Source organism: Rhizobium changzhiense (genome assembly GCF_013087625.1).
Classification (GTDB): domain Bacteria; phylum Pseudomonadota; class Alphaproteobacteria; order Rhizobiales; family Rhizobiaceae; genus Rhizobium; species Rhizobium sophorae.
Genome location: NZ_JABFCQ010000003.1, coordinates 892,517 through 913,790, shown reverse-complemented (window position 1 = coordinate 913,790; position 21,274 = coordinate 892,517). Strand labels below are relative to the sequence as shown.

At 61.5% G+C, this 21,274-nt stretch carries 21 protein-coding genes; 16 read left to right on the top strand and 5 right to left on the bottom strand.

The genetic code is table 11. The features are described 5' to 3' along the window. Positions 1-59: 59 nt before the first annotated feature. Both groL and G9X68_RS19315 read left to right on the top strand, forming a co-directional pair. A complete protein-coding gene (groL, locus tag G9X68_RS19320) occupies positions 60-1,688 on the top strand; it encodes a chaperonin GroEL (RefSeq protein ID WP_171603746.1) in 1,629 nt (542 codons plus the stop codon). A gap of 53 nt (positions 1,689-1,741) precedes the next feature. Beyond that, positions 1,742-1,978 (top strand): hypothetical protein, encoded by a 237-nt coding sequence (locus G9X68_RS19315; protein ID WP_171603745.1) that lies wholly within the window; start codon positions 1,742-1,744, stop codon positions 1,976-1,978. Positions 1,979-2,030: 52 nt separating this feature from the next. Here the strand turns inward: G9X68_RS19315 and G9X68_RS19310 are convergent, their stop codons facing one another. The 4 genes from G9X68_RS19310 to G9X68_RS19295 are packed head-to-tail and all read right to left on the bottom strand — an operon-like array spanning position 2,031 to position 4,757. Continuing rightward, positions 2,031-2,306 carry a DUF6522 family protein gene (locus G9X68_RS19310; protein ID WP_171603744.1) on the bottom strand — a complete coding sequence of 92 codons (276 nt, stop codon included), beginning with the start codon at positions 2,304-2,306 and terminating at the stop codon, positions 2,031-2,033. 35 nt (positions 2,307-2,341) lie between these two features. After that, a complete protein-coding gene (locus G9X68_RS19305) occupies positions 2,342-3,472 on the bottom strand; it encodes an HPP family protein (protein WP_171603743.1) in 1,131 nt (376 codons plus the stop codon). 56 nt (positions 3,473-3,528) lie between these two features. Beyond that, on the bottom strand, positions 3,529-4,434 hold the full coding sequence (locus G9X68_RS19300) for a LysR substrate-binding domain-containing protein (RefSeq protein WP_171603742.1): 906 nt from the start codon (positions 4,432-4,434) through the stop codon (positions 3,529-3,531). Between the two features lie 53 nt (positions 4,435-4,487). Next, positions 4,488-4,757: a hypothetical protein gene (locus tag G9X68_RS19295; protein WP_171603082.1), complete on the bottom strand. Its 270-nt coding sequence runs from the start codon at positions 4,755-4,757 to the stop codon at positions 4,488-4,490. On the opposite strand from G9X68_RS19295, the gene G9X68_RS19290 reads away from it, so the two are divergent. Continuing rightward, positions 4,702-5,013, top strand: coding sequence for a hypothetical protein (locus tag G9X68_RS19290; protein ID WP_026160252.1), 312 nt, complete (start codon positions 4,702-4,704; stop codon positions 5,011-5,013). The two genes, G9X68_RS19295 and G9X68_RS19290, sit on opposite strands and share 56 nt — an antisense overlap. A 293-nt stretch (positions 5,014-5,306) precedes the next feature. Continuing rightward, a complete protein-coding gene (locus tag G9X68_RS19285) occupies positions 5,307-5,531 on the top strand; it encodes a hypothetical protein (protein WP_171603741.1) in 225 nt (74 codons plus the stop codon). A gap of 31 nt (positions 5,532-5,562) precedes the next feature. On the opposite strand, the gene G9X68_RS19280 is transcribed toward G9X68_RS19285, so the two are convergent. Further along, the gene (locus tag G9X68_RS19280) at positions 5,563-6,483 is read right to left on the bottom strand and encodes a GNAT family N-acetyltransferase (RefSeq protein ID WP_171603740.1); all 921 of its coding nucleotides are present in this window, start codon (positions 6,481-6,483) and stop codon (positions 5,563-5,565) included. Positions 6,484-6,801: 318 nt separating this feature from the next. On the opposite strand from G9X68_RS19280, the gene argE reads away from it, so the two are divergent. From argE to G9X68_RS19220, 12 genes are all read left to right on the top strand, one after another. Further along, on the top strand, positions 6,802-7,923 hold the full coding sequence (gene argE, locus G9X68_RS19275) for an acetylornithine deacetylase (protein WP_171603739.1): 1,122 nt from the start codon (positions 6,802-6,804) through the stop codon (positions 7,921-7,923). Positions 7,924-7,949: 26 nt separating this feature from the next. Then, on the top strand, positions 7,950-8,873 hold the full coding sequence (locus G9X68_RS19270; RefSeq protein ID WP_171603738.1) for a 2-hydroxyacid dehydrogenase: 924 nt from the start codon (positions 7,950-7,952) through the stop codon (positions 8,871-8,873). A gap of 24 nt (positions 8,874-8,897) precedes the next feature. Beyond that, on the top strand, positions 8,898-9,251 hold the full coding sequence (locus tag G9X68_RS19265) for a cupin domain-containing protein (RefSeq protein ID WP_020047262.1): 354 nt from the start codon (positions 8,898-8,900) through the stop codon (positions 9,249-9,251). Between the two features lie 129 nt (positions 9,252-9,380). After that, complete coding sequence (locus G9X68_RS19260) at positions 9,381-10,844, top strand: aldehyde dehydrogenase family protein (RefSeq protein WP_171603737.1); 1,464 nt, start codon at positions 9,381-9,383, stop codon at positions 10,842-10,844. A 9-nt stretch (positions 10,845-10,853) separates the two neighbouring features. Further along, positions 10,854-11,897: a tartrate dehydrogenase gene (locus G9X68_RS19255; protein WP_171603736.1), complete on the top strand. Its 1,044-nt coding sequence runs from the start codon at positions 10,854-10,856 to the stop codon at positions 11,895-11,897. 15 nt (positions 11,898-11,912) lie between these two features. Further along, positions 11,913-13,370 (top strand): NAD-dependent succinate-semialdehyde dehydrogenase, encoded by a 1,458-nt coding sequence (locus G9X68_RS19250; protein ID WP_171603735.1) that lies wholly within the window; start codon positions 11,913-11,915, stop codon positions 13,368-13,370. A gap of 226 nt (positions 13,371-13,596) precedes the next feature. Beyond that, entirely contained in the window at positions 13,597-15,552 is a 1,956-nt protein-coding gene (locus G9X68_RS19245) for an SARP family transcriptional regulator (RefSeq protein WP_171603734.1), read from the top strand. A 41-nt stretch (positions 15,553-15,593) separates the two neighbouring features. Then, on the top strand, positions 15,594-16,625 hold the full coding sequence (locus G9X68_RS19240) for a phosphatase PAP2 family protein (protein WP_171603733.1): 1,032 nt from the start codon (positions 15,594-15,596) through the stop codon (positions 16,623-16,625). A gap of 33 nt (positions 16,626-16,658) precedes the next feature. Then, entirely contained in the window at positions 16,659-18,353 is a 1,695-nt protein-coding gene (locus tag G9X68_RS19235; RefSeq protein WP_171603732.1) for a S8 family serine peptidase, read from the top strand. A 241-nt stretch (positions 18,354-18,594) separates the two neighbouring features. Further along, the gene (locus G9X68_RS19230; protein ID WP_171603731.1) at positions 18,595-20,040 is read left to right on the top strand and encodes an aKG-HExxH-type peptide beta-hydroxylase; all 1,446 of its coding nucleotides are present in this window, start codon (positions 18,595-18,597) and stop codon (positions 20,038-20,040) included. Continuing rightward, positions 20,037-20,984 carry a ThiF family adenylyltransferase gene (locus tag G9X68_RS19225; RefSeq protein WP_171603730.1) on the top strand — a complete coding sequence of 316 codons (948 nt, stop codon included), beginning with the start codon at positions 20,037-20,039 and terminating at the stop codon, positions 20,982-20,984. The genes G9X68_RS19230 and G9X68_RS19225 overlap by 4 nt, the downstream gene beginning before the upstream one ends. A gap of 9 nt (positions 20,985-20,993) precedes the next feature. Continuing rightward, positions 20,994-21,215, top strand: a complete 222-nt coding sequence (locus tag G9X68_RS19220) for a hypothetical protein (RefSeq protein WP_171603931.1) — start codon at positions 20,994-20,996, stop codon at positions 21,213-21,215. The last annotated feature ends 59 nt before the right edge of the window (positions 21,216-21,274 follow it).

Genomic DNA, 21,274 nt, shown 5'->3' with positions numbered 1-21,274 from the left:
GGAAAACCGCATTGCACTTTTCCTGGAATTGCTCTGGCTGCCTATGAAGGAGTGAGGACATGGCTGCTAAAGAAATCAAATTCAGCACCGAAGCCCGCGAGAAGATGCTACGTGGCGTCGACATCCTGGCCAACGCCGTGAAGGCGACCCTCGGCCCGAAGGGCCGTAACGTCGTGATCGAAAAGTCGTTCGGCGCGCCGCGCATCACCAAGGACGGCGTTTCGGTCGCCAAGGAAATCGAGCTCGAAGACAAGTTCGAAAACATGGGCGCCCAGATGGTCCGCGAAGTTGCTTCGAAGACCAGCGACGTCGCCGGCGACGGCACCACCACCGCAACGGTGCTTGCCCAGGCGATCGTCAAAGAGGGCGCCAAGGCGGTTACCTCAGGCATGAACCCGATGGACCTGAAACGCGGCATCGATCTTGCGGTCGGCGCCATCGTCGCGGAACTGAAGGCCAACGCCCGCAAGATCTCCAACAATTCCGAAATTGCCCAGGTCGGCACGATCTCCGCCAATGGCGATGCCGAAATCGGCCGCTTTTTGGCGGAAGCCATGGAAAAGGTCGGCAATGATGGCGTCATCACCGTCGAAGAAGCAAAAACTGCGGAGACCGAGCTCGAAGTCGTCGAAGGCATGCAGTTCGATCGCGGCTATCTCAGCCCCTACTTCGTGACCAATGCCGACAAGATGCGGGTGGAGTTCGAAGACCCCTATATTCTCATCCACGAGAAGAAGCTCTCGAACCTGCAGTCGATGCTGCCGGTCCTCGAAGCCGTCGTCCAATCCAGCAAGCCGCTGCTCATCATCGCTGAAGATGTCGAAGGCGAGGCCCTCGCAACGCTCGTCGTCAACAAGCTGCGCGGCGGTCTGAAGATTGCTGCCGTCAAGGCTCCTGGCTTCGGCGACCGCCGCAAGGCCATGCTCGAAGACATCGCCATCCTGACCGCCGGCACCGTCATCTCCGAAGATCTCGGCATCAAGCTCGAGAACGTCACGCTCGACATGCTCGGCCGTGCCAAGAAGGTGTCGATCGAGAAGGAAAACACCACCATCGTCGATGGGGCAGGCGCCAAGACCGACATTGAAGGCCGTATTGCCCAGATCAAGGCCCAGATCGAAGAAACCACTTCCGATTACGACCGCGAGAAGCTGCAGGAACGCCTTGCCAAGCTGGCCGGCGGCGTTGCCGTCATCCGCGTCGGTGGCTCGACGGAAGTCGAAGTGAAGGAAAAGAAGGACCGCGTCGACGACGCGCTTCATGCAACCCGCGCGGCGGTCGAGGAAGGCATTCTGCCGGGCGGCGGCGTGGCGCTGCTGCGCGCCGTCAAGGCGCTCGACAATGTCAAGACCGCCAATGGCGACCAGCGCGTCGGCGTCGACATCGTTCGCCGCGCGGTCGAGGCACCGGCTCGCCAGATCGCCGAAAACGCCGGAGCGGAAGGCTCGGTTATCGTCGGCAAGCTGCGCGAGAAAAGCGAGTTCTCCTACGGCTGGAACGCTCAGACAGGCGAATATGGCGACCTCTATGCGCAGGGCGTCATCGATCCGGCCAAGGTGGTTCGCACCGCGCTGCAGGATGCGTCCTCCATCGCCGGGCTTCTCGTCACGACGGAAGCCATGATCGCCGAGAAGCCCAAGAAGGACGCTCCTCCGCCATTGCCCACCGGCGCCGGCATGGACTTCTGAGACGGCTACCGGCCCGCCGGCTTCGCCGGCGGGCCTTTTCGGAGGGAATAGAGATGGTTCAAACGATCAAAAACCGATCGCAAGTACCGCTGGACTCCCGCGATCTTGAAATATGCCAGCGGATCTTCGACAAGATCAGATCCGAATACCAGGTGGAAAAGGACAGCGACGAAGCCGAACGAACGGCAAGCATAATCATCGAGCTTTACCGGCAGGGCGTGCGCGACCCCGATCACCTGCAGTCAATGGTCGAGGCGGCCCGCGGCCTCTTCGAAACGAGGGACCGGTAATCTGTCCCGCACGTGCAATTAGCATGGCGCGGGACCTTGCATGACGATGATGTCAGCGCGGATGTCGTCCGGAGGATTTACCCAGAACGGTCATCTGCTCCTGCTGCACTTCATTTTCATCGTTCAAAACCGCTTGCCAGACCCTGTTGCCGAGCCGAAGCGATACCCGTTTCGTCCCCTCGTGTTCAGCAGTGCCGATTTCCACGGAGCTGACGACGGAGCCATGGCGCATGTGGCGGCGGAGATCGGCCAGCGACAATCCGAACCGTTTCGCCAGCTCCGATGATTCAAGGATAAAATCGCCATTTGAATCACGCTCGATCAGCACCGATTTTTTCTCCAGCTAAGTTCCACGCTCACGGCTCAGGCCACCGCCGGAATCGCATTGTCTTCCTTTGGCAGCAGCCGCGCTACTGCGCTCAGCAGATCCGTCTGCGATATAAGGCCAAGGATGCGGTAATCGTCGTCGACGATGATGACGGCATGCGTGCGCCCGTCAGTCAGGACGGGCAACAGCGACAGAGCAGCATCCGAAGGTCTGGCCACCGCCGGCCTCGAGATCGCATGCGCGATGGTCTCGGTGCTCATCGACAACTCCCGCAAGCCGACAGCGCCGACGAGACGACCCTCCGGATCCTTCACCGGCAGCGTACGGATATTATGCTTGAGCAGAAGATGCCGTGCGGCATCCGGTTCCGAAGCTTCGCCAATGGCGATCACGTCGCGCGACATGATATCGGCACAGCTGATCTTGCCGTTTGAGCGGATGGCCGCTTGCAGCTCGACCTGCTGCAACAGCCGGCCAAGGTCTGCCCGGTCGATATCGAAGGTTTCGTCGAACGCCTCAAGGGCCGCATCGACATCCTCTTCGCGAAAACCCACCCGCACGGCCGATGGCAGGTCGATCGTCTGATGGGTGTTCTCCACGGGTTTCGGAACGACGTGCGGATAATTCCGCTTGGAAAGCCTGTGGAACAGCAGGCCAAGGGCGACGAGAATGCAGGAGTTCAAAGCGACGGGCACGAAGGGAAAGAGGAATCCCCAGCCGGCAACGACAGGGCCGCCGAGCACGGCGGTCAGTGCGGCGGCTCCTCCGGGTGGATGAAGGCACCGCGTGAAGGACATCGCGCCAATGGCAAGCGAAACGCCGACGCCGGTCGCGATGATCGGATCACGAATGAAATAGGCGGCAATAATCCCCATCAGGGCGGAAATGGTATTGCCGCCGATGATCGACCAAGGCTGCGCCAGCGGGCTTGCCGGCACCGCGAAAAGAAGTACCGCGGACGCGCCCATCGGCGCGACGATCAGGGGAAGATGCGGCCCCTGGCCGAACAGATAGCCGCTGATGACGCCGGTGAGACCAATGGCCAGCAAGGCGCCGAGACATGCAATCAATCGCTCTCGTAAGGTCGCACCGGCCAGAATGGGTGAAAACAAACGGAAGCGGCGGAGGCGGCTCGGTCCCACCTTTGGGGAAACGGGATACTTCATGACAAGACCAATTTTAAGCGAGGATTTTCTGGCGGCGAAGGAGGAAGACGTTCAGGCTAGTTTGTCGCCAGCCTGACATCTCTGCCTTTTGTCGCACTGAGGACTTCGTGGAATGCGTCGAACGCGCTGGGACGATCTTTCCTGCGATAGACGAGCAACGTCTCGACAGGCCCCAACTGATGGGTCTGGACAGGCGTCGGCCAGTGCATCAGGTCAAGGACGGATCGCGGCATGACACCCGCCGTATTCCCGGTCGCGACGCTCGCCAGGATCGCGTGGTAGGAGCCGAGTTCGCTCGTCGGCAGGGCACTCGATTTGCGCGCCCAGTTTTCGGCGATCCTGCGATAGGTGCAGCCGGGTTCCAAAGCGGCGAGCGACCCGACACGCAGATCGGCGGCGGATTTGATGGCGGGATGCCCGGCAGGCAACACGATCAACAGGTCTTCGACGAAGACCGGCTCCATTTCGAGCGCCTTAAGTTCGGCATCGAAGCTCGAGTCTTCCTCGCGCATCGTCTTCGGTGGACGGGCAATCAGCGCACAATCCAGCGCATCGGAGAGAACGTCGCGGGTCAGATCGCGGGACGCCCCCATCGTCAGATGAAGCGACACACCAGGCCACATCTGATTGAATTGCGTCAGCGCCGCCGGCAGCCTGCTTGCCGCCGTGCTCTCCATGGTGCCGACCCGCAATGTCCCCGATGGGGCGAGAGGCCGCACGGCCTGGCGCGCTTCGAGCGCAAGCGCCATAAGCCGGTTGGCATAGGTGAGAAACGTCTCGCCCTCGCGTGTCAACGTCATCTTCTTGCCGTCACGGCTGAAGAGCGAAACGCCGAGGTCCTCCTCCAATTGCTGGATGCGCGTCGTCACATTCGACGGCACCCGCCCGACGGCCTTGGCAGCCTTCGTAACGCTGCGGTCGCTGGCGACAGCGAGGAAGATCTCGATCGATGAAAGGTCCAATGAAAAGATCTCGTTTCCGGAATTAAGACGATAGATAATTCTCTATATAAAAATCATTGTATCAGCTCAAGCCGGTTTCGGCATTGGCGAAAAAACGCCATCCGCGGACCGAACAGGCAAGCGATTGCCGAAAAAAGGATCGCGACGCCGAGGAAATAGCCATGCAGGCGGCGACATTGCCTCTGTCGGATGCGGATTTCACGGTTTGGGGCTGGCATGAGGCTTGCATCCGCAAAGCCATCTGCAGATCGATCGGCGACGACCTTAATGTTGCAACTTGTCTTGACCTGTCTTCTTCTGAGCGTCGCTTCAGGCTTGAGCATGCGGCGTTTTCTCTTGCCGTATTTCCCAGGCGGCGATCTCGCCGAGAAATCTGCCCCTGTGACCATCGTCGCAAGCGCCGTCTTTCTGGCGGCAATCGCTTTCACCGTCTCGGATCAGGAGCTTTGGGCAAAATCCGTCATCCTGATGCTCGGCCTTTCGCTGGCAGCGATGTTCGACGATGCGAGACCCAGGCTGACGATCGCCCTCTCCGCCGTCAGTTTGGCGGCCTATCTCGGGCTGCGTTCGATTAGCTAAGCCATCCAACCATCACGCAAACAGATGAGTGGTGATTGAACACCGCAGCTCATCACCCGGTGCCGAAGCCCAATCGAGGCGTTGCATCCGCCGACGAAATTATTCGTCAACAGAGCCGCATCTTACAACCTGAAACATCCCCCGACGGCGGACAAGAAAGACTTCGCGCAATACGGGAAAATGATCTCCATTGAAGAATATTCCATCGCTGTTATTCTCCATAATAGAACATTTGCCGAGGCACGCCGGGATCGCAACAGCTCCCGTGCCGCACGGATGTTCGAGTTGCGCCGATGAAGAGGAGGCGAGTGGCGATCATGGACAGCGACCCGGCAGGAAAAATCTGGTCGGAGTGGTATGCGTGGCACCCTGTCTTGCCGATCGATGACTCAGTGTTCTGGCTCGAGACCGTATACCGCCGGGAAAGCCCGGAAGGTCTGTGGCAATATCGTTCGTTCCGGCCCGAATTTGAACGCCGGCAGGCTCTGGCGAACATACCGGTCTGTCCGGGCGCTTAAAACCCGACAACGATCGCCAGGTAGGCGTGCGTCAACCGAGTGCCTGGCTGACGAGTGCATAGGTCCTCGGCTCGGGCGCCACTGCGCGTCCCGCAACTGGAAGCCAAGGGCCACCGAGCGACATGGTCGTCACGATGTCGTAGACAGGAAGACCGCAGCGGGAGAGGAAATCGGAAAAGGCCCCGCCCTGCTCGCGTGTGTCGAGGCGCAGGAACGCTCCTGCGTGCTCGGCTGCGTGCGGGCGGACGACGGCGATCGCGTCCGCGTCACTGCGTGCCACAACGGGACCGATAACATGGCCGCGCCCGAACCGTCGGCAAAGGGAGAATGCCTCGATCCGGCCGGCGCGGCTCAACACGATGCCCTTGGAATTTGCCATGAGCCGGGCCAGGAGCAGTTTGCGATCCGTGCCGAAGGCCACACAATCCAATTCGGCGATCGCTTCCAGATCGCCAGCCTCCACGGCCCGTATCACGGCACCGGACGGCGGCTCCACATCCGGCGGCAATATCGCTTCGCCATGGCATTGAAAGACCAGCGCCTCCCGAACAAAGTTCAGGGACCGATAAAGACGGCGCGCCGCGCGCGTCGCATTCAGCCCGAGGTTTCGCCCGGCGACCTGATTCAGCGCGTGGCCCATCAGCCATTGCCCGGCGCCATTGGTTTGAAGACGCGGCGAGGTGATGACCATACCGATCGTGGCAAATTGCGCGTCATAGGGAAACCACATCGCAGAGCCCAGGATGCGCCCGATTTCATCGATCGCCACGATGCCCTGGCCGAACTCCCGCAGGAACTGCCAGTCCTCACCGCGATGCGGCCAGGCGACGGTCATCGAAAGCGCATGCAACTTGTCGAGGGCAACGCTGTCGATCCCGGCAATGTGCGTCTCGAAACTATCGACGAATCTGGATTCGGATGTCAGTTCACTCACTCCCACCCCCTGCCGCATTTTCTGGCCAAGCCTGTGCTCCGGAAACTTCTCCGCCCAGACTAGAACAGATCGTTCGATACAATTCACTGGTGAAGCTGGCGCAAACACAACAATCGACCAAATCTCGATGCGCTTTCGGCAAGTAACGCCTGCGCCTCCCTCTAGACTCATTGACAGATCCAGCGGCCGGAGTCGCTTTTCACTGTGAGAGCCCGGAAATGTCACCTCCCTCGGCCCAGTTGCAAACACCTCTAACATCTCGCTGGGCCGAATTGTCGTTTCCGTCGGCGGCATGGGCGCCGCCTCGGCAGGCAGGGCATGCTTGTGAGGCCGCCGATGCAGGCGATTGAGATTCTCGAAACGCTTGTCGGCTTCCCCTCCGTCGTCGGCACGCCGAACGGCGAGATCGTGGCGTGGATCCGGCACTACCTGCAAAGCCACGGCGCTGTGGTCACGGAGCTTCCCGGCCCGGAGGGCGATCGGTCGAACCTCTTCGCCACGATCGGCCCGAAGGAAACGCCGGGCTATATCCTTTCGGGCCATGTGGACGTGGTGCCCGCCGCCGAAAGCGGCTGGACCAGCGATCCGTTCCGCCTGCGCACCGAAGCGGATCGCCTCTACGGTCGCGGCGCCACCGACATGAAGGGTTTCCTGGCCGCCGTTCTCGCCGCCGTCCCGGCTCTCGCCGTCATGCCGCTTCGCCAGCCGGTCCACCTTGCCTTTTCCTATGACGAGGAGGCCGGCTGCCGCGGCGTGCCGCACATGATCGCGCACATTCCGGAGCTCTGCGCAACTCCGCTTGGCGCGATCATCGGCGAGCCGAGCGGCATGCGGGCGATCCGCGCCCACAAGGGCAAGGCCGCCGCCCGGCTGACGGTCAGGGGCCGGTCCGGCCATTCTTCGCGCCCTGACCAGGGACTGAACGCAATCCATGCCATGACCGACGTCCTGGCCTGCGCCACCGCCGAAGCCGAACGACTCACACGCGGCCCGTTCGAGCCTGTCTTCGAACCACCCTACTCCTCGCTTCAGATCGGCACGCTGAAGGGCGGCCAGGCGGTTAACATCATTCCCGACACCTGCGAGGCCGAGTTCGAAGCGCGGGCCATTTCCGGCGTCGATCCGGTCACGCTACTGGCGCCGCTGCGAGCATCGGCCGAGGCGCTGTCGCCGCTCGGCTTTCAGGTGGAATGGCGCGAACTCAGCGCCTATCCGGCGCTTTCGCTGGCCGCCGATGCGCCGCTTGCTGCGCTGCTTGGCGAACTGACCGGCATCGAGCCGCTCGCCGCCGTCAGCTACGGCACCGAGGCCGGCCTTTTCCAGCGCGCCGGCATCGATGCGATCATCTGCGGACCGGGCGACATCGGCCGTGCCCACAAGCCGGACGAATTCATCCTCGCCGGCGAACTGCTGGCCTGCCAGGCGATGGTCGAGGCGCTTGGCCGCCGCTGCGCCTGATGACATCCGATCGAGGAGCCGACGCCATGACCTTTCTCTTCAATTCCGATGCGAAGCGCGGCGCCATATTCGCCAAAGCCTTCGCGCGCGAACTGCCCGACATTGCTTTTTCCATGGATCCCCAGTCGGTCGAACCGGACGCCGTGCGCTACCTGATCACCTGGACCGTACCGCAGGATCTCGCCCGCTATCGCAATCTCGAAATCCTGTTTTCGATCGGCGCGGGTATCGACCAGTTCCGCATCGATGCGGTGCCGGCGTCGGTGAAGGTGGTGCGCATGGTCGAGGACGGCATCATCAGGATGATGCAGGAATATGTGACGCTGGCCGTGCTTGCGCTGCATCGCGACATGCCGGCCTATCTCGACCAGCAGCGGCGCCGGACCTGGCAGACGATCGCTTCTAGGCAGGCCTCGGAGCGCCGCATTGGCGTGCTCGGCCTCGGCATGCTTGGGAGCGCCGTGCTCGAACGGTTGCAGCCCTTCGGCTTTCCGCTTTCGGGCTGGAGCCGCAGCCCGCGCGAGATCGAGGGCATCCAATGCCTGAGCGGCCGCGACGGTCTCGATACTCTGCTTGCAACCACCGACATTCTCGTCTGCCTGCTGCCGCTGACGGATGAGACGCGCGGTTTCCTGAATGCCGAGCTCTTCGCCGGACTGCCGGCCGGCGCAGCACTCGTCCATGTCGGCCGCGGCCCTCAGCTCGACCATCAGGCGCTCGTCGACGCGCTCGACGCCGGGCATCTCTCCGGCGCCGTCGTCGATGTCACCGATCCGGAACCGCTGCCTGCGGACCACGCCTTCTGGAACCATCCGAAGATCCTGTTGACGCCCCACGTTGCGAGCGTCACCCAGCCTGAAACCGCCGCGGCGGCGGTGATCGGCAACATCAAACGGCACCAGGCGGGCGTCGATCCGATCGGTCTGGTCGATCGCAACCGTGGCTACTGAGTTCTCAACCTAGGAAAGCAAATCATGTCCCTCCTCAAGACGATCGACACCAACCCATCCTTCGCGCCGCGCGAGTCCGGCCCCCTCCCCGAACGGCTGATCTCGGGCAATCCGGCCTTCAAGACCTGGGCGCAGGATGTCGCCCGCGGCGAGACGGTTCATAGCGGCGTCTGGGAAGCGACACCCGGCGAGACGCGCTCGATCAAGGGTGAGACGTTCGAGTTCTGCCATATCCTTTCCGGCCTGGTCGAACTCACGCCGGAAGGCGGCGAACCGGTGGTCTACAAGGCCGGCGACAGCTTCGTCATGAAGCCGGGCTTCGTTGGTGTCTGGAAGACGATCGAGACGGTGCGCAAGATCTACGTCACCGTGTCGTGATGTCGACGCCGTAGATTTGACTGCGGCGGCGGCGAAAACGCAATTTTTCGCCGCCGCGGCATCGCCGGTCGACGCATGCTGCTCGCCTTCCCCAGTTAGGCTTGTCTCAGCCCATCCCGAGGACATGCGATGACACTCAGCTTCGATCCGAACACGATTTCCCTGCCCGTCGGACATTTCATCGGCGGCCGGCTGGTTCCGGCCGAAGCTGTCATCGACATGCATCGCCCATCCGACGGCAAGGCTTATGCCGGCTGCCCGCTGGCCGACGAGGCGCTTGTCGACCACGCCGTCGAAACCGCCAGGACCGCATTGAAGACGAGCAATTGGGGCGGCATGCGGCCGCGCGAGCGCACCGTGGCGCTGCAGCGCTGGGCGGACCTGATCGAAGCCGAGGCTGAGACCCTCGCCAGGCTCGAGGCGCTCTCCTCGACACGACCCGTCGGTCATCTCGTCGCCGGCGATATCGCCGTCACCGCTGAGCAAATCCGCTTCTTTGCCGAATTCGCCGACAAGGAAGGCGGCGACCTCGTCCCGACCGACGATGCGAACTTCGGCATGATCATGACGGAACCCTATGGCGTCGTCGGCGCCATCACGCCCTGGAATTTCCCCTTGTCCATGGCCGGCTGGAAGCTCGGCCCGGCGCTGGCTGCAGGCAATGCGGTGGTGCTGAAGCCGTCGGAAATGACGCCGTTTTCGACGCTCTATCTCGCCGAACTTTCGGTGCGGGCCGGCCTGCCGGCGGGTCTCGTCAACATCGTGCTCGGCGACGGCCCGACCACCGGAAATGCGATCACCGGCCATTCTGGCATCTCCAAGGTCAGCTTCACCGGCTCGACGGCGGCCGGCGCGGCAATCATGACCAACATCGCCCGCACCGGCGTCAAGCCGATGACGCTGGAACTCGGCGGCAAAAGCCCGCAACTGGTCTTCGCCGATGCCGATCTCGAGCTTGCAGCCGGCGCAATCGCCGGCAGCATTCTCTCCAACGCCGGTCAGGCCTGCGTTTGCGGATCCCGGTTGATCGTCGAGGCGAAGGTGGCGGACGTGCTCGCAGCCGCCCTCGTCGAGAGGCTGGCGGCCATCCGCCCCGGCCCCACCTGGGAGGAAACGACCGATTATTCGCCCGTCATCTCCGAACGCCAGATCGCTCGCATGGACGGCATCATCCGCGCCGCGATCGACGACGGCGCCGAGTGCCTCACCGGTGGCCGCCGGCTCGACCGCGAAGGTTATTTCTACGCACCGACCCTGATATCAGGCGTGACGGCAACGTCGCCGGCGGTTCTGGAAGAAATCTTCGGACCGGTGCTGACCATTCAGACCTTCGAGGACGAGGAGGAGGCGCTGAGCCTCGCCGACCATCCGGCCTATGGGCTCGCCGCAGGCCTCTTCACCCGCGATCTCTCGCGTGCCATCCGCGTGACCCGTCGCCTGCAGGCCGGCACCGTCTGGGTCAACCGCTACGGCCGCTCGCGCGACCATATCCTGCCGACCGGCGGCTACAAGCAGTCCGGCATCGGCAAGGATCTCGGGCGCGACGCCTATCTCGCCAACCGCAAGAGCAAGAGTGTGCTCATCAGCCTGTGAGGACCTGCGATGAAAACCTACAAGATCGCCCTTCTGCCCGGAGACGGGATCGGCCGCGACGTGACGGCAGCAGCCTGGGCCGTGCTCGAAAAGGCAGCGAGCCTGAACGGATTTTCTCTTGATGCAACCAGCTATCCCTGGTCCTGCGACTACTATCTGGTGAACGGCAGCATGATGCCCGTCGACGGCATCGAAACGCTGAGGCCCTTCGATGCCATCCTGCTCGGCGCCGTCGGCTGGCCCAGCAAGGTGCTGGATTCCGTGTCGCTGCACGGGTTTCTGCTGCCGATCCGCAAGGCCTTCGTGCAATATGCCAATATCCGCCCGCACCGGCTGCTGCCGGGTGTGCAGGGGCCGTTGCGGTCCGATGGCTTCGACATCCTCTGTATTCGTGAAAATACCGAGGGCGAATATTCCGGCGCCGGTGGCCGCGTCCACCAGGGCACCGACAATGAGGTGGCGGTCGAGACCTCGATTTTCACCCGCAAGGGGGTTGAGCGCATTCTGCGCTTCGGCTTTGAGCAAGCGCGTGCGCGCAGCGGCAAGCTTGCCTCGGTGACGAAGTCCAATGCCCAGAAATATTCGATGGTCTTCTGGGACGAGATCACCCAGAGGCTTTCCGCGGAATATCCCGATGTCGAGGTGACCAGCTACCATATCGACGCCATGGCCGCCCGCATGGTCATGGCGCCGGATAGTCTCGACGTCGTGGTCGCCTCCAACCTGTTCGGCGACATCTTGACCGACCTCGGCGCCGCCATCCAGGGCGGGCTCGGCTTTGCCGCCTCCGCCAATATCAATCCCGATCGCTCGGCGCCATCGATGTTCGAACCGGTTCATGGCTCCGCGCCCGATATCGCTCATCTCGGCATCGCCAATCCGATCGCCGCCATCTGGTCGGGCGCGATGATGCTGGAGCATTTGGGAGAAACCGCAGCGGCCGGAAAGGTGATGGCGGCCATCGAAGCGACGACGGCACGCGGCATCGGCGCAATTCCCGGCAAGGACAGGACCGACGCGATCACGGCATCGGTACTTTCGGCACTTGGCTGATCAATGGAGAACAGAATGTACGGATTAAGGGATGCCAGCCTGCTGCGTCAGCAAGGGCTAATCGGCGGAGAATGGCGCGGGGCTGAAACCGGGCGCACGATCGAGGTGATCGACCCGGCGACGCAGCATGTGCTGGGCACGGTGCCCGACATGGACGGAGCCGATACGAGCGCGGCAATCGCGGCGGCGGAAAAAGCCTTTGGTCCATGGCGCGCAAAGACCAATGCCGAGCGCGGCGCATTGCTGGAAGCCTGGCATGATCTGATGCTCGACAATATCGAGGATCTGGCGCTGATTCTCACCCGTGAGCAGGGCAAGCCGCTGACGGAAGCGCGCGGTGAAATCCGTTACGGCGCCTCGTTCATCAAATGGTTTTCCGAGGAGGCGCGCCGCATCGGCGGGACGACTATTCCCTCGCCGACGGCGGACCGGCGGATCGTCGTTCTGAAGGAGCCGGTCGGCGTGTCGGCGATCATCACGCCGTGGAATTTTCCGAACGCGATGATCACCCGCAAGGTCGGGCCGGCGCTCGCTGCAGGCTGCACGATCGTCGTCAAGCCATCCGACCTGACCCCCTATTCGGCGCTGGCGCTCGGCGTCCTGGCGGAGCGTGCCGGCATCCCGAAAGGCGTGATCAATATCGTCACCGGCTTGCCCACCCGGATCGGTGACGAACTGATGGCGAACCAGACCGTCCGCAAGATCTCCTTCACCGGCTCGACCCGCGTCGGCTCGCTGCTGATGCGCGGCGCGGCCGACAGCGTCAAGCGGCTCAGCCTCGAACTCGGCGGCAACGCGCCGTTCATCGTCTTCGACGACGCCGATCTTGATCTTGCCGTGGAAGGCGCGATCGCCTCGAAATTCCGTAATGGCGGGCAGACCTGCGTCTGCGCCAATCGCCTACTCGTCCAGTCCGGCGTCTACGAGGCCTTTGCCGCCAAACTTTCCGCACGCGTATCGGCCATGAAGGTCGGAGCCGGCGTGGATGCAGGCACGGATATCGGACCGATGATCAACAGGGCGGCGATCGAGAAGATCAAGCGTCACGTCGACGATGCGGTGGAAAAGGGAGCAAGGATCCTCGCCACTGCGGGTTCCGTGCCTGAAGGCGACCAATATGCAGTGCCGATGGTGCTCGGCGGTGCGACGACCGAGATGCAGCTTGCCAGCGAAGAGACCTTCGGACCGGTTGCCCCGCTTTTCCGTTTCGATAACGAGGAAGAGGCGATTCGCATCGCCAACGCCACGCCCTTCGGCCTTGCCGCCTATTTCTACACAGAGAGCCTGAAACGCTCCTGGCGTGTCGCCGAAGCGCTCGAATTCGGGATGGTTGGCCTCAACACAGGGGCGATCTCGACCGAGGTCGCCCCCTTCGGCGGCATCAAACAATCCGGTCTTGGCCGCGAGGGCGCGCAATGCGGCATCGAGGAATATCTCGAAATAAAGAGCTTCCACATCGGCGGGCTCGCCTAACTACAGGAAAACAAAAGAGCGCCGGGACATCATCCCGGCGCTGGATGATCGGAGCGACGGTCGATGCTCCTGCTGGAGCAACTCCGACACGTGGGCTTGAGTACTTCGCAGCCTTTGGCGGATGCCTGCAAAATTACGGTGCCCAAACAACATTTCTTTGACGCTGCTTTGACGGCAGGATGCTACGGCCGGTTTGCGAAGTTACGCAGAGGGATTTCAACCGGTTATGCTTCAGTTCGATCATCGTCACAGCATAGATTTACATTTCGCAATCCCGGTTTCCCTTCCCGGTTGCTTGCCAGGAGCCGAAGTTGTGGCAGACTGGCCCCTGGATGCTAGGTCTTCCGGCCGCCAAACGAGCGTATCGGAGGCAGCGGGGGCGGGGCCGGTGGATCGCATGAACAAGGAGCACTATCCGTTTCGGATGTTCCTGCTCGGGCCTTTTGCCCTTGTGGACGCCGGGGGGCGGTCAATTACTCCGAAATCCAAAAAGGCACAGGCTCTTCTGGCAATGCTTGCATTGTCCGCCCGGGGCTCGCGCTCGAGAATCTGGCTTAGGGACAAGTTATGGAGCGATCGCTCCGACGACCAGGCGGCAGCCAGTCTACGCCAAGCGCTTTTGGACATTCATAAGAGTCTGGGGCCGGCACGTGATCTCCTGATTGCGGATAAGAATACCGTGTGGCTGGATACGGACCGACTCGTGCTCGATACCGACCTGGTGCTTCGGACGGAGCGATCTCCGGATCAAATTACCGACGAATTGCTCGAAGGCATCGACATCCGCGATCCCGAATTCGAGGACTGGTTGGCGCTGGAACGGCAAAACTGGTATCGCCGCCTCGATGAAGGACAAGTCCACGACGTCTTCGAGCCGCGACAGCAACCGAGCCGCGATATCGCCAAACATTCCGCCCTGCTGCCTTTAACAGGCGCCCCGGATACGTCGAGAACAGGCAAACCCGTGGACAGCGCCAGCAGCGGCCCAGATGGGCGGCGGGGCGGCGGTGGCTGGCAATGGATGATGGCTCTTCTGTCCCCCATCGTGGTGGGTGCCGGAGAGGGCGGACAAATTGCTGCGACACGGTTCCAGAACCTCATTTCAAAAGCCATCATCGATGGGCTGGGCTTTGGAGTCACTGACCTCTCCTTCACCTTGCCGCATATTGAAGAGAACGAACAGCAGATCAGCCTTCCCATATGCCTACAGCTTCGCCTGACGTTTGATGGTGACATGGTGCTGATCGAGCTGGTGATGAAGCACCTGATCAACAACCGCATTCATTGGCTGGGCAGTCAGGCAATCAACCGCACGCAGTTCGAGCGGGGCGAGTTCGGCATCGCCGCTGCGCTGATCAGCCAGGCCGTCGATCAACTGGCCTATTTCCAGGAGATCCAGGCAACCGACGGCCGATTGTCGCAAGACGGTCTCCTGATCGACGCCGTCAATGCGATCTTTCGGCTGTCGCGCGACGACCTCGATAACGCGGAACGGCGCCTGGAAGAACAGATCCAGCATCAGCCGCGATCATCGACTTTTGCCTGGCTGTCATTCATTCGGACTTTCCAGGTCGGCCAACGTTTCAACGCGCTGGACGCGCATTTGATCGAGGAAGCCCAGGCCTATGCACGCAAGGCGCTGGAACTCGATCCGCAGAATTCCGTGTCGCTCGCGCTCGTCGGCCACGTCCATTCGTTCCTGTTCGGTGAATACGACTATGCGGCCAACCTGTTCGAAAAATCGATCCGCCTGAATCCGGCCCTGCCGCTCGGTTGGGACCTCTACGCGATGCTGCACTGCTATGCAGGCCAGCCCGACAAGGCAGTGGCGATGGCGCGTTGGGTACAAGAGCTCGGCGTCTACAGCCCGCATAAATATTACTTCGATACGACCAAATGCATTGCGGCAGCGCTTGCAGGCGATCATGCCGCAGCCATAGCTGCAGGCGAAGAAGCCCTGCGGGCACGGCCGAACTTCAACAGCCTGCTGCGCTATCTTGCCTCCAGTCACGCCCATTCCAACGATCTGGGCGGCGCGCGGCATTACCTGCAGCGTCTTGAGGCAGTCGAGGGCGGCTTCTCCATCAACGACTTCCGCGGCAGCGGCTATCCGCTGCTCGACACAGGCGGCGGCCAGATCTTGATCGACGGCCTGCTCAAGGCCGGCGCCAAGCTGCGCTGAACCCCGGACAATTTTTCACATCATCGCGCAAGGAGGCTGCAATGGAAGCGGACACTGCCCACGAATCGCAATCAAAAATTGTCTTATTTCTAAACAGTTATAAATTCAGGATTGAGCCGGATACGGTCCTTCCATGCGAACCGAGGGACGACGCCGGTGCTGATCCTCTCGCCGGTGCGTCGCCGGCAGCACTTGATGCAGCCTCCGAACCTTCGCTTTTCCCCGGCACGGGTGAAGATGCATCGCATCTGGCAGGGCCCATGATGGCGACGATGGCCGTAGCCTCGGTCCTCACGAGCGTGGCGAACAAGTCGGTGCTCAACAAGGCATCGCTGAACAAAAACAAGAACAAAAATAAGAATAAGAACAAGAACAAGAACAAGTCGACGATGGACGGCGCCAGCCTCGGCGTGTCGCAGCTTATCCCCTCCTTCGAGCTGCGCAGGCTGCACCAGCAGCCGTCACGCAACGCCTATACAGCGGCGCGGCGCTTCACCTGGGAAATGCTGGATATACTTCCGCCGCCCGGCCCGGATTATACCCGCCTCGAAACGACGGTGCTGCTCTCCATGCAGCGCCGCGACCGCGAACGCGTGCGGCGCCTGCCCGACATCCAAATCGAGTCGACGATCTCCGTCGGGGAGTTCACCCGCGCATTACATATCGAGGATCTCGGCGGTTTCGAGCAGACAGAAGGGCTTTTCCAGGCGATCCTGACGGCCTGCGAATATGTCGGACTGATCTACAAGAGCCAGTTCAATCGGCTGCGGCCAAACCAGTTCGAGCCCATGCTGCGGCCGTTGCTGGCCGTGCCGGTCCACGAGTCCTATCCCAGTAACCATTCGTTCCAGTGCTTTTCGATCGCCTTTGCGTTCTCGACGATCCTGCCGGAACATCCGGCCACCGACGAGCTTGCCCGCATCGCCCAGAACGTCGCCGAAAATCGCGAATGGGCCGGCCTGCACTATCCGAGCGACACGCAGGCAGGGCGAGATCTCGCCCGACGCTTCGCTCCCTACCTCCACGACGCGTTCGGTCCTCTGTTCCAGGCCGTACACGACGAATGGGTCTGAATTCTCCAACCGCTGCTCAATAGGGTTACAACCATGACGGATCAAACACAAATGCCTGAGCCCGCGCCGATCAACTACTACTATCTCTGGCACCTGACTGCTCTTGGCGTAGTCGACGCGGAATACGGATCGGCTCCGCCGATGCCTCCAGCGCCCGATGCGAGCGCCGCACGCGCGCTCCCCGATCCCCTCATCACCGGCACGGTCTGGGATGCTATCGTTTCCGCCGGCCCGTTGCGGCCGGCACGGGTCGCGCTGATCGATGTCGGCGTATCTCCGGATCATCCCAATCTGGCAACCCGGCTTGACCGGGAGGCGTCAATCGATTTGACGACCCATCGTTACGGCGCCCGCGTGCTCGAAATTCTCGATGCGACCACGTCCTTTGACCGCGAGGAAAGACATGCCTTCTTTGCCGGGCTCGACATTGCTCCGCTCGGCAATATGGGCCTTTCGAACGACGATCGGGACTATCTTGGTGATCTGGTTGCCGAATACGCCGCGTCGGAGGGTGTCCTCCGGCGGCTCTATAATCCGGAATCGCTGTTTGCGTCGCATGGTACCTGCTGCGCAGGGCTGATCGTCGGCGAACCCGCCGTTGTTGCGGAAGAAGGCACGCCAAGCCTTCCGCCGGAAGGAGCCTTCTACGGGAATGGCGACGAGCTGCGGACGAGCGGCAATCGCAATGTTATCCCCTATTTCGGCGTTGATCCTTTCTCAAGGCTCATCTCGATCAGAACCTCCTTTGAAGACGATGTCAGGCAGTTCATTGCGGCCTTTCTTTATGCCTACCTTCAGAAGGCAGACGTAATCGTCTTGCCGCGTGGTCTGCCTGACCCGAAACGCAGCATCGTTGATCCGAAGAACGAGCTCAAGGCCGACCTGGAATTGTGGAAAAACCAGGATGCCGCCAATCTGTTCACGCGCATTGCCCTTGCTGATCAAGGTGGGCCTGAACTGGAGCCGAAGGCTGCGCAGAAAGGCTCCAATCCGGATCGCCCGTGGCATGTCCTCAAACAACTCATCCTCGCCATCAGCCGACACATCCCGATTGTCTGCGCCGCAGGAAACAGTGGCGAGAGCCAGCTGATCTATCCAGCAAGTCTAGCCGCCGACAACAACGGCATTATTGCAGTTGGAGCCGTTACCGTCGAAGGTTTCCGTTCGGGCTACAGCAATTACGGCGAAGGATTGACGGTTGTCTCTCCCTCTGACGACGGGGAAGTCTTCAACAGGCATCAGTTGCGCCTCGACCGGCTTTCTCCATTTGCCGCGCAGCACGACTACAGCGTTTTTCGAACGCGGGAATACTGCTATTCGCACTTCTCGCTGCTGACGACCGACCTATCGGGGATTTTCGGCTATGATCATGGCTCCGATCCGTGGTCGGCCATCGTGCCGTTCGGAACCAATCCCGGCATCGGGGGCGGATACTACACCACCTTCGGGGGCACATCAGGCGCGGCGGCGCAGGTGGGCGGGCTATGTGCCCTGATACAGCGGGCCTACAAAAGTCGCCACAATCCCGGCGACCGCCTCTCGGGGCATCAAGTGAAATCAATTCTGAAGACCGCATCCCGTCTGGACGCCATTGTCGCGCCCGGCACCAGGAAATTGACGGCGGATTGCATGAACGCCGAAAGCGAGGACGCCGTCGAGATGGCCTATTTCTTTGGATCGGGCCTGCCGAATGCGCGGGCGGCGGTACAGGCAGCTCTGGCCATCTGAATCCCGGGGATGCTTTTCGAAAGATTCCAAGCCTCCTCTATCGAGGGGGCTTTTTCTTTGTTTACGCCCTTTTTACGGATTTTTAACGCGGTACTGGCGGGCGAATGACGCCCTTGGGCAATAGTGCCTCTCAACGGACGGCGCATACCGTTCCGATGCCGACGAAGCCGGCCCGAACCGGGGCATCTTCGCCCGACATGCAACCTTGATCCACCGGAAGACAAACCCACGGAGGCTGTCGATGTCCGCGTCTCGCATTCAACAATTGGCAGATGAGGCGTGCCACCTGCTCAGGGGCAATCCCCTGATGGCTAGCACCGCCTCCCTGCAGCGCGTCGCAACTCGCAACCTTTTAAAGCGACGCTTCCAATATGGGTCCACGCTCGCAGCGGCTTCGAAGCTTGCCGATTGTTCGGCCGGGGTCGAGGCGCTGTCAGGCTATTTCCCCGGCCTTGCAGATGGCGGATACACTCGTCTGCTGGAACTTCCCCCAGCGGTTGCCGAGCCGGTCAGTGCCGACCCTTATCGTTCGTCCGTGCTTGCGGCCTGGATGGGTGGGCTCGCGCGGAGCCTGGAATGGCAGGCGGGGGTCCCCGATGCGCACATCGTCAGCGGCTATCTGAACCCGCATCTGATCGCATCGGATCTTGAACTCGAACGTCAGCCGGCGCGCCGGCTCTCTTGCGGCATCGGCCTCGTCCGCATCGAAAGCCTGGCGCGGAGCCGTGTCATGCAAGCCCTCTTCCGCCAATGCATGCCGAACTATCACGGTTTCGACTACCCCATCCCTGACGACGCGGAATTGGATCGCATCGCCGATCATCTGGAGAGCGCCTTCGCACTAGTCGCGGAATTGGACGTGTACGGCTATCAGCGCCTGATCGCCGGCCTGCATACGCTTCACGTTGGCGTGCGACGCGAACCCACGTGTTCGTTCTCGAGTTCGAACGAATTGCCGGGCAGCGCGATCATCGTGCTTTCCAGAGAAAGATTGCGCGACGGCGATCATGCCGCGACCGCGGCCCAACTGCTTCACCAAGCGGGGCATGTCCTGCTCGGGTTTTATACGACCTCGGCGGCGGCATCCCTGCCCGGCGAGTTCCAATATGTTTCCCCATACAAGGGGGATCTACAGACGCTCGAGAGCATCCTGCACGTGGTGTACACCATTCCCTGGGAGTGCGCCTTCGGCATGGCATGTCTATCCAACGAGGCGGATCCTGAGCGCCGCGCCTTGAAGACGGCATTCATAATTACCTATGCCGCGCGGCAAATCCCGCTCATCGATATCGCTCGGAAAGGAATCGAGCATCTCGGCGGCGATGTCCTCCTCGACCTCCCAGACATCGCCGCCATTCCTTCCTGGAGTAGCCGGATCCTGTTCCTCGTGGGCCAGTTGCTTGCCGAAGAGCCCATTGCGCACCGCCAGGCGCACCTTGCCGAGCGCCAGCGAATTCTCGATCGCCAAGCCTGGGATATCGGACAGATGCTGCTACGCGGCAAAGAGCCGGTCGATCCTCGGATGGGCCGGCGAGAGATCGATGACAGCGGCGCCAATGTCAGCCTCTGGTACGACGGCAAATTCCACGTGATCCCGAAGGCCGCCGACCATGCGATGGGCAAGGACTACGGTCGCTACGCCGAGACGATCCGCGGATATGCGCCCAGCGAGATGGAGGCGATGTGATGGTCAATGATCGGTCCAAACGATTGTCAGCGACCGCCACCGCGTCCGTCGACTTCCCGTACCTCGTCACCCACAGCCTCGGGCGGGGCGGCCGGGGGGCTCTGTTCACCGGCAATAGTTCCGATTCTGTCGAAGAACAGAGCCCCAATGTTACCAGGTCTGCATTCGTCGTCTCGTTGAAGGCTTCCGATATGCCGGCGGAGGACGAATATGACTCCACCGCAATCGATCACCACGACGCCATCCTGACGCCTCTTTGCCATCAGCAACGCGACGTCGCACGGTTTGGCGATATCGACTTCGTCATCATCGGATGCGGCGACTTGGGTTCACAGATCGCCATCCAGCTTGCGGCCCTCGGCGCGCGCCGTTTCCTTCTTGTGGATGCGGATCGTATCGACGAGAATGATTTGAACCGTCTCCCATGGGCGGGCAAGGCTTATCTCGGCTGGTTGAAGACGGATAGGCTGGCGACCCATCTGGCCGCGGGTTTCTCGGCCAATGTCTTCGCACTGCCCGAATTTGCGGATGGCGCCTCGGCGCTGCGGTTAATCGCAGACTACACCAATAGCCCGTTCTTCATTTTCGCCGGCGACGATTCTCTTCCAGCCCAAGATCTCCTGTCGGCCTGCCGAGCATTGAAAGCCGGCCTGCCGCCGCATCTGCATGTGGGCCGCTCTGCAAACTATTGCATGGCAGGTCCTTTGGTCTTGGTGCATGAGGACACATGTTCCGTCTGCCATTGCGCCACCCAAGTCGCAAGCGACGACAGCTTTCGCGCCCCGCCGGCCACCGTCGACAACCCATTGGTCGCCGGCCTTGCCGTGTCGCAAATCGCCCAAAACTGCCTTTCGAGACACTCGGTCGCCCGGGGACGCCAATGGATATTGGACCTCAAAGGCGATCAAGCCGAGCTGCACTCTCTTAAAACACCCCGAATGTAAGGTATGTCCATGATCGCGCTATTTTCCTCGGAATATTGTTGCTCCGTTGGCGCAACTGCCGGAAAGAACGATGAGCTGACGATAACCGAAGCTCTTCGTGATCCACTGATCGCCATGGTGATGCGCGCGGATGGCGTGACCTCCGAAGATTTCAAGCGACTCCTTGAGGCGGCAGCCCGCGAGCTAAAAGCCAATCTAGCGAACTCCTCCTTCCCACCAACCGGAGGATAGGCACGTGATTGTCGAGATGACGCGGAAGATGGTTGACGAGCATGTGCGGCCAATCTCGG